This is a genomic window from Diaphorobacter sp. B2A2W2, from assembly GCF_056730635.1.
This window is the reverse complement of sequence record NZ_JBWZOR010000009.1, coordinates 1-13,187: the sequence shown is the minus strand read 5'-3', so window position 1 is coordinate 13,187 and position 13,187 is coordinate 1. Positions and strand designations below refer to the sequence as shown.

The window sequence follows — 13,187 nt, the reverse complement described above, 5'->3', positions numbered from 1 at the left end:
AGAGCCTGCGTCGGGTGTGGGTGTGCCGATCGGGTAATTACTTTCACCGTAGGAAAGGCGGCCTTGCTGCATGGCAGCCTTGGTTTCCGCAATCACCTGTGCTCGCGTCTTGCCAGAGCCTGCATCGGGTGTGGGCGTGCCGATCGGGTAATTACTTTCACCGTAGGAAAGGCGGCCTTGTTGCATGGCAGCCTTGGTTTCTGCAATCACCTGTGCTCGTGTCTTCTCGCTCTTGAAGTGCTCCGGGTGAACGATGACTCCGGTTTCGTTGTTGGCAGGGTGCTCGTATGCGGCCGAAGCCATCCCCGGAAGGCCCAGGGCGGCCACTGCGGCCGCGGCGGCGATCATGGAGGAGAGGGAGAGGCGTTGTTGGGTCATGGTCAAAGCTCCTGACGAGGTTGGATGAAACTTGCATCTCTAATGCCTTGGGCGGGCGTTGAGGAGATGTGTTCATGGTAGAAACCCCTACCCAACAGAACCCAGACAACCCGATGACATTGTTGTCAGCTTCGGGGCTTGGCAACGCGATGCGGAAACACCAGAGCGAAGCAGGTTCGCCCCCTGGCCCGAGGTCGCCGTGACCTGGCCGGCATGGGCCTCGGCGATGGCCCGCGTGATGGGCACACCCAGCCCGGAGCCGTCGGAATCCGGATGGGCCCTGGAAGCATCGGCGCGGTAGAAGCGGTTGAACAGCCGGGGCAGGGTCTTGGCATCGATGTCGGCGCCGGTGCTTTCCACGGCTATTGGCCTATAGGCGCATTCCGTTGGATGAAGTTCTGCGCTTCCCATTGGCATTGGGTGACCCGGCAAACTGCGAAGGGTACGCGCGCCAAGTGGATCACTTCCAGCGCCAACAGACCGCGCTGGAACCGTTGATCGCGCACCGGGTGGCGACATTCGATGTCATGATGACACTGGTTTCCGTAGGGCTGGCCCTGGGACTGGTAGGCGCTGCGCGCATTGCATCCAGCCGCAGCAGTGAGGCCGGTATGCCGGGCATGGCTTGACAAAATCAACGTCGAGTTTTGACGGTGCCATTTCAAACCCTGAAGTCAACGCAATGTCAAGCAGATGTGCTGCAACCGACTCTAGCCCTTGGCCGAACCGCGATGACTGGCCCAGATGGCGACAGTCTATGCGCCGCTGTACCCCTCAGTGCGCGCCATGCACATGACGTCGCCTAGCTAGCTCCGGCCCCGCCGCAGCCGCGGTGTCGAGGCCACTGAGGATGCCGCATTCGGTGACCGCATGCGGTGCGATGCAGCGCGCGCGCAACGCCTTGAGGTCTGCCTCAAGCGCGCGAAGTTCCCGGATGCGCTGCGCGACGTGGCCGATGTGTTCGTCGAGCAACGTGTTGATGTCGCCACAATCCTGCGCGGGTGATTCCCGCAGCGCGAGCAGCGCGCGGATTTCGTCGAGGGTCATGTCGAGGTTGCGGCACTGCCGGACAAATGCCAGCCGCTCGACATGGACCGGCAAGTACATACGGTAGTTGTTTTCGGCACGCGCCGGAGGCGGCAGCAGACCTTCGCGCTCGTAGAAGCGGATGGTTTCAACGGGCGTTCCCGTGGCTTCGGCCAAGATTCCAATCTTCATCAGCAGCCCCTTTCCGCCTGTCTTCAAGGCAGTATGGGCTTGACTCTACACCGACTACAGGGTTTGCAATATGGGAAAGGTTAAAGGATCGTCCATGAAAAACACTCACACTGACCAAGATTATGCGGACGCTCGCAGCAACGATTGCTGCGGCGCCTGCTCCATCGACACGGCACCTATTTCCCGTGTTCCGACCGCCACGCGCGGCCGCAGTTTTCGTATCGCCACGATGGATTGCGCGGCGGAAGAGTCGGAAATCCGCCGAGCTCTCGACGGAGTTCCAGGTATCCGTGGGCTGCGCTTTCAACTCGGCCAGCGGATGCTGACCGTCGATGCTGACGAACCGTCCATTGCGCCAGCGCTGGAGGCCATTCGCAAGGTGGGGTTTGACCCCCAGCCGGTCGTTGCGGCAGGCGCAGGACAGGTGCATTCGGAGGAAGGCGGCCACGATCACGAAGGCGTCCGAGGCCAATTGCCCAAGCTGGCTGCCGCGCTGATCATGGCCATCGCTGCCGAGTTGATCGGGTATTTCGCACCGGAGACCGCAATCTGGCGCGCCGCTGGCCTCGCCGTGGCGGCGGTAGCGATCTGGCTAGCCGGCTTTGATGTCTACAAGAAGGGACTGACGGCCCTGCGGCATGGTCGCCTGAACATCAATGCGCTGATGACTGTCGCGGTGACAGGCGCGTTTGCGATCGGCCAGTGGCCCGAGGCTGCGATGGTGATGGCGCTGTATGCCATCGCTGAGGCGATCGAGGCGCGGGCAGTCGATCGCGCGCGCAATGCGATCAAGGGCCTGTTGGAGATGGCGCCTGAGCAGGCATCGGTGAGGCAAGTCGATGGCAGTTGGACTACCCTGCCGGTGGCCGAGATCGCCGTCAGTGCAGTGCTGCGCGTGAAACCCGGTGAGCGCGTGCCAATGGATGGTGTGGTGCGCTCCGGTCAGACGAGCATTAACCAGGCCCCTGTCACCGGCGAGAGTATTCCTGTCGACAAGACGGCTGGCGATACCGTCTTTGCAGGCACGATCAACGAGTCGGGCACTTTCGAGTTCGAAGTCACGGCCCTCGCATCGGAATCAACGCTTGCGCGCATCATCCACGCTGTCGAAGTAGCGCAATCGACGCGCGCGCCTACGCAGGGCTTCGTCGACCGGTTCGCGGCTGTCTATACGCCAGCCATCTTCGTGCTCGCGCTGGCGGTCGCGTTGCTCGGACCATGGCTGCTGGACTGGACCTGGATGCAGGCCATCTACAAGGCGCTCGTGCTGCTGGTCATTGCCTGTCCGTGTGCGTTGGTGATCTCGACACCGGTGACTATTGTCAGTGGGCTCGCGGCAGCCGCCCGCCGCGGCATTCTCATCAAAGGAGGTATTTACCTTGAAGAGGCGCGCAAGCTCAAGGCGATTGCGCTGGACAAGACCGGCACGATCACCGAGGGCAAGCCGAGGCTGGTGGACTGGGCCGTCGTCGATTCGCAGACGGAGTCGGCGGACGCGGAACACGTCGCCGTGGTGTTGGCCAGCCATTCCGACCATCCAGTCTCGCGCGCGATCGCGGCCGGACTGAAGCCGAATGGCGTCGAAGCGAAGAATTTCACGGCGCTGGCGGGGCGCGGTGCACAAGCAGAGGTCAGCGGCGTGAGCTATGTGCTCGGCAACCACCGTTTGATCGAAGAGCGCGGACAGTGCTCACCGGCGCTGGAGGAACGGCTGAAGCAGCACGAAGAGGCAGGCCGAACCGTCACGCTGTTGGCCAGTCCGGAGCGGGTCATCGCGTTGTTTGCCGTCGCTGACACCATCAAGCCTTCGTCTCGTGAGGCGGTCGCATCGCTGCAAGCGCTGGGCATCACTCCCGTCATGCTGACAGGCGACAACCAAGCCACGGCCACGGCTGTAGCACACGAAGCCGGCATCGAGCAGGCACGCGGCAATCTACTGCCCGAGGACAAGCTGGAAGCCATCAGGGCCTTGCAGCGAGACCTGGGGCCGACCGCGATGACCGGCGACGGCATCAACGACGCGCCCGCGCTGGCCCAGGCCGACATCGGCGTGGCGATGGGTGCGGCCGGAACCGACACAGCAATGGAAGCAGCCGACGTGGTCGTGATGAACGACGACCTGCGACGCATTGCCGAGACAGTGAAGCTCTCGCGATCGACGCACGCGGTGTTGTGGCAGAACATCACGCTGGCGCTTGGTATCAAGGCCGTCTTCCTCGTGCTTGCCCTTTTTGGCGGAGCAACGATGTGGATGGCCGTCTTCGCCGATATGGGAGCCAGCCTGCTGGTTGTGCTCAACGGGTTGCGGCTTCTGGGTGCGGTGCAGAAGGCTTGAAAGGGTCAGGCACCGTGAGTCCGATGGACGTGACGCCACCGTTTGATTCCGCCACGGTCCGCCCTCCGTGCATGCGAGCGATGGCGGCCACGATGGCCAAGCCCAGTCCGTGATTGCGGGCGGCGTTCGACCGCGCTGCATCCGCCCGGTAGAAGCGGTGGAACAGGTAGGGTAGATGTTCAGTCGGAATGGTGTGACCTTGGTTCACCACCCGTAGGGCCACCTCGTCGTCCAGCCGGTCGATCTGCACCAAGATGGTGCTGCGCTGATGCGCGTGCCGGGTTGCGTTGCCGATCAGGTTGGATAGCGCGCGCTGCAGCAGGCGCACGTCGGCCGTGCATGTGGCATCGCCGTCGATACGGACTTGAAGACCGGCTTCCTCGATGGCCGCCTCGTGCAAGTCCACCACCGCGCCCGCAACATCGGCCAGGCTGTCGACGTGTTCGCGGCGGGCCTCGGCTCCGCGGTCGGCCTGCGACAGGAAGAGCATGTCCTGCACGATCATCGACATGCGCTGGAGGTCTTCGAGATGCGAACCCAGTACATCCCGAAGCGCGTCGGCGTCGCGTGCCTTGCGCAAAGCGATCTCGGTGCCTCCCATCAAGGTTGCTAACGGCGTGAACAGTTCATGGGCAACATCGGCATTGAATGCTTCCAATTGTTCATAGGCCTTGTGCAGACGCTTCAGCAACTCATTGACATGGGCCACCAGCGGAACCAGTTCGTCGGGTTGAGCGGAGCCATCCAGAGGCTGGTGCAGGGTATCGGCCTCCAGTGCTTGGATTTGTGCCGAAAGATCGTGTACTGGACGCAGCCCGATTTGCACCAGCGTGAATCCACCGACGGCAATCACCACTGTCCCAGCAAGCGCCGCCGTGACCAGCGTGCGGGCTAAGCGCTCAAGCACGCGATCGTCCTCGCTGGCGTCCAGGATCAGCACCGCCTGGATGGAGGTGGTGCCGTTCGTGGCCTCGAACCGCATGTCGATCGTGCGGTGATCCATTGGAACGGCTGAACTGGCATAAAGAACACTGCCGTCGGCACCGCTCAGGATCACCATCACGTCCTGCTGGCCGACCATGGCGTCATTGAGCTTGTGCGTAAGCGTGTCGTTGTCCAACTCTCCCGCCTCGGCAATGAGATGGCTCACTTGGAGCTGCTTCTGCCGCAGCGTGTCCATCTGCCGCTCCTTGAAACTCAGTGCGGTGACGGTGTAGACGCCCAAGCAGATCAAGGCGAGTCCGGCCAGCGTAAGAAAGGCGAGCCAGCGGGCAAGCCGCCGTCCTAGTGATCCGGCAGGCCGCAGTCTCACGGCTGACGATCTTCGAGCATGTAGCCCATGCCACGGACTGTGTGCAGCAGCGGACGCTCGAAGGGCAGGTCGAGCTTGTTCCGCAGCCGACGCACAGCAACATCGATCACGTTCGTGCCGTAGTCGAAGTTCACGTCCCACACCTGCTCGGCGATCTCTGTGCGCGACAGTACCTCACCCTTGCGGCGCAAGAGTAGCGTCAGCAGTTGGAACTCCTTTGCCGACAGGTCGATGCGCTGGCCGGCCCGAGTAGCGCGCCGCCGCGCCAGGTCCACCTGCAAGTCCCCCAGGCACAGCACCAGCGCATCGGGTGCGGGCGCAGTGCCAGCAACGCGGCGCAGCAGCACTTCGATGCGGGCCACCAGCTCGGAAAAGGCGAACGGCTTGACGAGGTAGTCATCCGCTCCCGCCTTCAGTCCGCGCACGCGGTCCTCGATGCGATGGCGGGCCGTCAACATGATCACCGGCGTCTGCTTGCTCTGCCGCAGCGCGGCCAGCAAGCCGAAGCCATCGATGCCCGGCAACATGGTGTCGAGCACGATCAGGTCGTAACTGCCGTGCGAGGCCATGTGGAGGCCATCGATTCCGTTGGCAGCCACATCGATCGCGTAGCCTTCTTCAGAGAGCCCCTTGCGAAGATAGTCCGCGAGCTTGGCTTCGTCTTCCACGATTAGCAGCTTCATGCGTGCCGTTCCTTCCACGGTCGCTCGCAACCCGTCCAAATTGTCATCTGTACGTTCTACTCCCGTTCGGTGTCGGTTCTTACATTGTGCTCATGCCTTCGGGCATATCGATTTTTTGCAAATCACGCTGGAAAGGACCATGCAATGAAACTGACCCATCTTATCGCCCTGAAGGCCATCGTCCTGGCTACGGCGCTGCCCATGACGGCCCAGGCCGATTCGCTCTGGCATCCGGCGCCTACGGAGCAAGGCTTTACGTATCACTCCGATCACTTCAAGAGCACCAAGACACGCGCCCAGCTGATGGCCGAGGTCGATGCAGCCCGCAAGGACGGTACGCTCGCGTTGATGCAGCGTGGACGGTCGGTGCCGATCAAGAGTTCCGCAGCACCGAAGACGCGCCAGCAGGTTGTCGATGAGATGCGTAGCGAAGCACCGGAAGCACAGCGTGCGCGACTGGAACTGTATTCCGGCGGTTGACACTGCTGACACCCGCGCACTCTGCCAGAGTTTGTTTCCATGCCGCCTCGCCTCATCAAAGCGAGCAGCACCTCGCTGGGCATTGAGGTGGCCGGAGAGACACCCCCTCATCGTTGCTCCTGGACTGACATTGCTACTGCTACACTTTCTCCATGCGCCGCTGGCTCGCCATACTTCTGCTCGTACTACTGCCTACCCAGGCAACCTGGGCGGCGGTGGCTGGCTATTGCGTGCACAAGCTAGGCTCCGCGGTGAGCCATCTCGGACACCATGACCATGCTGCGCACGGCCATGCTTCCACGCTCCTCGATGAATCGGATACGACGGTTTCCAGCAGCGATGCCACGCTCGGCGTGAGTCATGACTGCGGGCACTGCCACGGGCAATACGCTGGCATGCTGCTCCGTGTCGAGTCACTGCGATTCGAACAAATACCCAGTCCATCCATCGCGGTCAACGATGAGCCATGTACTGCGTACCACTCCCTTAGACCCGAGCGCCCCAAGTGGTCTCACCTTGCCTGATCGGCGAGGCGGGGTCTTCCTTTTCTGATTCCCGTTCGCGTCCGAACGCCTGCTGACGTGGGCGTTCAGATGTGGCGCGGCCGTATGGTCGCTATTCGCCGGTCTCCCGTGTATCCCCCTCAACACTGGAGCATCGGATGTATCCGAAGACAAAAACATCAATCCGTCTGCGGCAAGCCGTACTTGCCGCTTTCTTGGCCGGCGTGAACGCCGGCGTATATGCCCAACCGGAAGCGCTCCCAGCCAACCTGAAGGACGTCTTCGACGCAGCCTGGGCGCGGCAGCCCGAATCGCAGGCGCTGCTGATGCGCCGTGATGCCGTCCAAGCGCAGCGGCGTGCGGCGGCGGCATGGACGCCCGAGCCACCCGCGCTCGAAATCAGTAACAAGACGGACCGGCTTACGCGCAACGACGGTGCCCGTGAGCTAGAGGCCGGCATCGCCATCCCTCTGTGGCTGCCAGGTGAGCGAAGCAACAGCGGTGCACTGGCAGATGCGCAGACTGCGGCCGTGGAGAGCCGTGTGGAAGCGGCGCGACTGCGACTCGCCGCCACGGTACGTGAGGCCTGGTGGAATTGGGAACGCACGCGCATCGACGCCGACATCGCACGTGGGCAACTGGACAATGCTCGCCGCATCGCCACCGACGTTGCGCGGCGCGCCAAGGCCGGCGACCTGGCGCAGGCCGACCAACACCAGGCCGACGGTGCTGTGGCCGCAGCCGAAGCGGCCGTGGCGCAGGCCGAGGCAGGAGCGACGACGGCGCAGCAGCAATTGAAGGCGCTGACCGGCAGTGTTGCCCTCGCTGCGCCTACGGGTACATCGCCTGCCGAGGTTGAACCCACCTCGTCAGACATGCCAATACACCCTGCACTCAACGAGTTGCAAGACCGTGCCGCCGTGGCCGAGCGCACCGCGGCCCTGGCCGCCAAGCAGTCGCGGGCGAACCCGGAGTTGACACTGTCCACCACGCGGGAACGTGGGGCATTCGGCGAGCGCTACGACCAAGCCATCACGGTGGGCATTCGAATTCCGTTCGGCGCAGGCCCTCGCCACGACAGCCGCGTGGCGGCTGCTCGGGCCGATGCTGTGGAAGCACAGGCCCAATTCGCGCTGGATCGTGCGCGGTTGCAGTCGGAGAGGGAGGCCGCAGAGGTCCGGGTCAATGCGGCACGCACGCAGCTTGCAGCCGCGGAACGCCGCGCCACCTTGGCTCGTGAGACGCGCGGATTCTTCGACAAATCCTTCCGCCTGGGCGAGACCGATCTTCCGACACGGCTGCGCATCGAAGCCGAAGCCACCGAGGCCGAACGGCAGGCGGCGCGCAGCCGCATAGAGCTGGCCTCGGCGATTTCCACATGGCGCCAGGCACTGGGCCTGCTGCCGCAGTGAACGGCAGGATATGAGTGAAATTGGCACCCAGAGCTTATCCATCAATCGTAAACAGCTATTAATAACGCAGCACATCCATCTGGAATCCCATCTGGAACCTTCACCATGAAACTTTCTCCCCTACTGGCGGTGCTCAGCATCGCCACGGCCCTTCTCCTGTCTCCGCTGGCGCGCGCTAGCGAAGGCCATGACCACGGCGACGCGACCCCGGCCACTACTGGCCCCGCGCTCCCACGGTTCATCGCCGTCTCCGACATCTTCGAACTTGTCGGCGTGCTCAACGGCAAGCACATCACCCTCTATCTTGACCGTACCGCTGACAACACCCCGGTGACAGACGCCCAGATCGAACTCGAAGTTGCCGGTGAAAAGTTCAAGGCCGAGAAGCACGAAGATGTTTACGAGGTCGTTCTGACGGCTGAGCCTGGGCCTGGGGTACTGCCGATCACCGCAACGGTCGCCGCAGGCAATGAGGTGGACTTGCTCGCCGGCGAACTCGATCACCACGAAGAAGCGCATACCGATGCTGCCGGGCCTTCCAAGCCTTGGACACCTTATGCGGCCTGGGCCATTGGCATAGTGGCCGCGCTTGCGGCCCTGTTCACCATTGGCCGCCGCATGGTGTCCTCCCGTCAACGCCATGCTGGAGATGCCGCATGACCTCGAAACGCATTTTTCTTGCCATAGCCATCGCTCTGTCGCTGGGTGCAGCCACTCCAGCTTTCGCCGGCGAAGGCCATGATCATGGCGACGCAGCCGCCGCGCCGAACGCCAATGGCCCACAACGCTTACCTGATGGCAGCGTGTTTCTGCCCAAGCCCGCGCAGCGGCAACTCGGCGTGCGCACCTTGCTCACCGAAGAGGCCGAGTTGCCGCGCTCGTTCGAGCTGAATGGCAAGGTGGTGATGGACCCCAACGCAGGGGGCAAGGTACAGCCACTGAATGCCGGCCGCATCGAACCGGGGCCACGAGGTCTGCCAAATCCCGGACAGGCGGTGCGCAAAGGGGAAGTGCTGGCCTATGTCGTGCCCTCGGCCGCGCCGATCGAGCGATCGAACCAGGCCGCGCAACTGGCCGAGCTGCGCGCAGCCAAGAGCCTGGCGGACAAGCGCGTCGCGCGCTTGCAGGAGCTGGCCGACACCGTGCCGCGCAAGGACATCGAGGCGGCCGAGAGCGAGGCACGCAGCCTGACCGAGCGCATCGCTGCTGTGGGTGGGGGACTTGCGACCCGCGAGGTGCTGATTGCGCCCGTCTCGGGCGTGATTGCCTCCGCCAACGCGGTGGCGGGCCAAGTAGTCGATTCCCGCGAACTCATCTTCGAAGTCATCGATCCGGCGCGGCTGCGCATCGAGGCGCTCGCCTTCGATGCGGCGATCAGCTCGGATGTCGGTAGCGCCACGCTCGCCGTCGGCAAGGAGCGCGTGCCGTTGACTTTCGTCGGTGCGGCGCACAGTCTGCGCGAACAGGCATTGCCGTTGGCCTTCCGCGCTGAAGCTGCCGCGCTGTCGGCGCTGGCGGTAGGCCAACCGGTGCGCGTCTTCGTGCAGAGCAAGAGCAAGGTAAAAGGCATCGCCGTGCCGTTGGCCTCGCTGATGAAGAACCCGGCGAATCAGAGCATTGTCTGGGTGAAGACCGCGCCTGAGCGATTCGAGCCCCGCACCGTCACGGCCGAGCCGCTGGACGGTGTGAACGTGGCGATCACGTCGGGCCTGAAGGCCGGCGACCGCGTGGCCACGCAGGGGGCCACACTGATCAACCAGGTGCGCTGAGGAGTCCGCATGTTCAAGTGGCTTCTCGACAACAGCCTGGCCAACCGGATGCTGGTGATCATCGCCAGCGTCGTGCTGATGGCCTATGGCGCCTTCACGCTGTCCCAAACGCCGGTGGACGTGTTCCCGGACCTCAACAAGCCCACGGTCACGATCATGACCGAGGCCGGCGGCATGGCCGCCGAGGAGGTGGAGCAGCTCATCACCTTCCCGCTGGAGACGACGATGAACGGGCTGCCCGGCGTCGAGTCGGTGCGTTCGACCTCGTCGGCTGGCCTGTCTTTCCTCTACGTCACGTTCAACTGGAGCACGGACATCTTCCGCGCGCGGCAGCTCGTCTCAGAGCGACTGTCGGCCATGGAGGAAGGCCTCGCCGAAGGCGTCGTGCCGCGCATGGGTCCGATCAGCTCGGTCATGGGCGAGATCATGCAGATCGCGATTCCCGTCGATCCGCAGAAGATCAGCCCGATGGCGGTGCGCGAGTACGCCGACTGGGTACTGCGTCCCCGACTGCTGTCGGTGCCGGGCGTGGCGCAGGTGATCCCGATCGGCGGCGAGGTACGGCAGTTCCAGGTACAGCCGAACACGGCCCGCATGGCCGAGCTCGGCATCACGCACGATCAGCTCGAAGCGGCGCTCAAGGGCTTTTCTGCCAACACCTCGGGTGGATTTCTGGAGTTGAACGGCCGGGAGTACCTGATCCGCAACCTCGGGCGCACCTCACGCCTGGATGATCTAAAGAACCTTGCGCTCACCGCCAGCCAGGGTCAGCCCATCCTGTTGCGCCAGATCGCCGAGGTGACCTTTGCCGCTGCCATCAAGCGTGGCGATGCCGGCTTCGAGGGCAAGCCGGCCGTGATTTTGGGCATCCAGAAGCAGCCCACCGCCGACACGATCGCCCTGACCAACGCCATCGAGGACGCGCTGACCGGGTTGAAGGCCTCGCTGCCCGCAGGCATGGAAGCGCCTCGCGTTACCTTTCGCCAGGCAAGCTTCATCGAAGCATCGATCACCACGCTTCAAGGCAAGCTGATCGGCGCGTCGGTCTTCGTCGCGGCTATCCTGTTCTTCTTCCTTGGCACACTGCGACCGACGGTCATCGCGCTGACCGCGATCCCCGTTTCGATCTTCATCACCGCCCTGGTCTTCCGCTATTTCGGCCTATCGATCAACACGATGACGCTCGGTGGCCTGGCCATCGCGATCGGCGGGCTGGTGGACGATGCCGTGGTCGGTGTGGAGAACGTGCTGCGCCGGCTGAAGGAAGACCGCGCGAAACACCCCGACAAGCGGCTACACCCGCTCGAAGTTGTGAGCCGCGCGACGATGGAAGTGCGCTCGGCCATCCTCTATGCCACGGTGATCATCGTGCTGGTCTTCATCCCTCTGTTCGCGCTGCCGGGGCTGGAAGGCAAGCTGTTCGTGCCGCTGGGCATCGCCTTCATCGTCTCGACGCTGGCCTCGCTGGTGGTGTCGGTGACGATCACGCCGGTGCTGAGCTTCTTCCTGCTGCCACGTATGAAGAACCTCGACCACGGCGACACCAAGGTGCTCGCCTGGCTGAAGGCGCGCTACCGCAACGGCCTGGAGACCGTGCTGGAACGGCCCAAAGCCGCGATCGTCGCGGCGGGTATCGCGGTCGTGGCGGCCACGGCTGCGGTGCCTTTCTTCCCGACGACCTTTCTGCCGCCCTTCAACGAAGGCACGCTGCTGATCGGCCTGCGACTGAACCCCGGCGTCACCCTATCCGAAAGCTCCGCGGTGGCGCGCCAGGCCGAGGTGCTGGTGAGCCAGGTGCCCGAGGTCACGCACGTCGGGCGGCGTAGTGGCCGCGCCGAACTGGACGAACATGCCGAGGGCGTGCATGTGAGCGAACTCGATGTCGGCCTGAAATCGACCGCCGAGCTGACGCGAAGCATGGACGAGGTTCGGGCCGACATTCGCGCGCGCCTGTCCAACCTGCCGGCTGCCATCGAGATCGGGCAACCTATTTCGCACCGCATCGATCACATGCTCTCGGGTGTGCGCTCGCAGATCGCGATCAAGATCTTCGGCGAGGACCTGGATGCGTTGCGCGGGCAAGCTGAGGCCCTGCGGCAACAGCTGGCGGCCATTCCCGGCATCGCCGACCTGCAGATCGAAAAGCAGGTGCTCGCGCCGCAGATCAAGGTGCATATCGACTACGCCGCCGCCGCGCAGTATGGCGTGCCGGCACCGCAGGTACTGACCACGCTGCAATCGTTGGTCGAGGGCGAGAAGATCACGCAGATCGTCGAGGGCGGTCGGCGCTTTGCGCTGGTGGTGAAGCTACCCGAGACCGCGCGGTCAATTGATGGGCTGAACCAGATCCTGATCGAGACGCCGACGGGACGCATACCCCTGTCAAAGATCGCGACGATCGAGGACGGCGACGGCCCCAACCAGATCAGCCGCGACGATGGCAAGCGCCGCATCGTGCTGTCGGCCAATGCGTCAGGCCGTGCGCTGTCGGAGATCGTGGCGGACATTCGCAAGGTCGTGGCTGAAACCAAGTTGCCCGAGGGGTACTTCATCACGCTGGGCGGACAGTTCCAGGCGCAGGAGGAGGCCTCGCGCCTCGTCGGCCTGCTGTCCATCGTGTCGCTGGTGCTGATGTTCGTGGTGCTGTACAGCCGCTACAAGTCGAGCACGCTTTCGGCACTGATCATGGTCAACATCCCGCTGGCATTGGTCGGCGCGGTGATCGGGTTGTGGCTGTCGGGCCAGCCCCTGTCGGTGGCCGCGCTCGTCGGCTTCATCACGCTGGCCGGCATCTCGGTGCGCAACGGCATCCTGAAGGTCAGTCACTACATCAACCTGATGCGCTTCGAGGGCGAGAGCTTCGACAAGAAGATGATCGTGCGCGGCTCGCTCGAACGGTTGAGCCCGGTGCTGATGACTGCGCTGGTCACGGCTTTCGCGCTGGCGCCGCTGCTGTTCGAGGCCGAGCAGCCTGGTACCGAGGTGCTGCATCCGGTAGCCGTGGTCATCTTCTCCGGCCTGATCAGCTCGACGCTGCTCGACACCTTCCTCACACCCGTCTTGTTCTGGCTATTCGGCCGCAAGGATGCAGAGCGGC

9 protein-coding genes and 3 pseudogenes are annotated in these 13,187 nt (G+C 63.7%); 7 read left to right on the top strand and 5 right to left on the bottom strand.

Translation table 11 applies throughout. The features are described 5' to 3' along the window. Positions 1–75: 75 nt before the first annotated feature. Together AC1PPL_RS14335 and AC1PPL_RS14330 are read right to left on the bottom strand one after the other, a co-directional pair. Positions 76–378: pseudogene (locus AC1PPL_RS14335) on the bottom strand (DUF4148 domain-containing protein); the annotation flags it as partial. Between the two features lie 125 nt (positions 379–503). After that, positions 504–738: pseudogene (locus AC1PPL_RS14330) on the bottom strand (ATP-binding protein); the annotation flags it as partial. Between the two features lie 2 nt (positions 739–740). Here AC1PPL_RS14330 and AC1PPL_RS14325 point away from each other — a divergent pair. Further along, positions 741–974, top strand: a pseudogene (locus AC1PPL_RS14325) (LysR family transcriptional regulator); the annotation flags it as partial. A 178-nt stretch (positions 975–1,152) separates the two neighbouring features. Here the strand turns inward: AC1PPL_RS14325 and cadR are convergent. Continuing rightward, a complete protein-coding gene (cadR, locus tag AC1PPL_RS14320) occupies positions 1,153–1,596 on the bottom strand; it encodes a Cd(II)/Pb(II)-responsive transcriptional regulator (protein ID WP_019372870.1) in 444 nt (147 codons plus the stop codon). Positions 1,597–1,690: 94 nt separating this feature from the next. Here cadR and AC1PPL_RS14315 point away from each other — a divergent pair, with 94 nt between their 5' ends. Continuing rightward, positions 1,691–3,931, top strand: coding sequence for a heavy metal translocating P-type ATPase (locus tag AC1PPL_RS14315; protein WP_167372733.1), 2,241 nt, complete (start codon positions 1,691–1,693; stop codon positions 3,929–3,931). Here AC1PPL_RS14315 and AC1PPL_RS14310 read toward each other — a convergent pair. Together AC1PPL_RS14310 and AC1PPL_RS14305 are read right to left on the bottom strand one after the other, a co-directional pair. Further along, positions 3,891–5,243 (bottom strand): heavy metal sensor histidine kinase, encoded by a 1,353-nt coding sequence (locus AC1PPL_RS14310; protein ID WP_040435565.1) that lies wholly within the window; start codon positions 5,241–5,243, stop codon positions 3,891–3,893. The two genes, AC1PPL_RS14315 and AC1PPL_RS14310, sit on opposite strands and share 41 nt — an antisense overlap. Continuing rightward, positions 5,240–5,926, bottom strand: coding sequence for a heavy metal response regulator transcription factor (locus AC1PPL_RS14305; protein ID WP_088887060.1), 687 nt, complete (start codon positions 5,924–5,926; stop codon positions 5,240–5,242). The genes AC1PPL_RS14310 and AC1PPL_RS14305 overlap by 4 nt, the downstream gene beginning before the upstream one ends. 144 nt (positions 5,927–6,070) lie before the next feature. Between AC1PPL_RS14305 and AC1PPL_RS14300 the strand changes: the two genes are divergently transcribed. The 5 genes from AC1PPL_RS14300 to AC1PPL_RS14280 form a co-directional block, all read left to right on the top strand. Then, entirely contained in the window at positions 6,071–6,406 is a 336-nt protein-coding gene (locus tag AC1PPL_RS14300; protein ID WP_088887059.1) for a DUF4148 domain-containing protein, read from the top strand. A gap of 727 nt (positions 6,407–7,133) precedes the next feature. After that, on the top strand, positions 7,134–8,321 hold the full coding sequence (locus tag AC1PPL_RS14295) for a TolC family protein (protein WP_236748577.1): 1,188 nt from the start codon (positions 7,134–7,136) through the stop codon (positions 8,319–8,321). Between the two features lie 105 nt (positions 8,322–8,426). Then, positions 8,427–8,981, top strand: a complete 555-nt coding sequence (locus AC1PPL_RS14290; RefSeq protein ID WP_075807007.1) for a hypothetical protein — start codon at positions 8,427–8,429, stop codon at positions 8,979–8,981. Next, positions 8,978–10,090 carry an efflux RND transporter periplasmic adaptor subunit gene (locus tag AC1PPL_RS14285; RefSeq protein ID WP_051001391.1) on the top strand — a complete coding sequence of 371 codons (1,113 nt, stop codon included), beginning with the start codon at positions 8,978–8,980 and terminating at the stop codon, positions 10,088–10,090. The genes AC1PPL_RS14290 and AC1PPL_RS14285 overlap by 4 nt, the downstream gene beginning before the upstream one ends. A gap of 9 nt (positions 10,091–10,099) precedes the next feature. Then, positions 10,100–13,187 (top strand): efflux RND transporter permease subunit (locus AC1PPL_RS14280; RefSeq protein ID WP_479973568.1); only part of this gene is annotated, 3,088 nt, incomplete at its 3' end.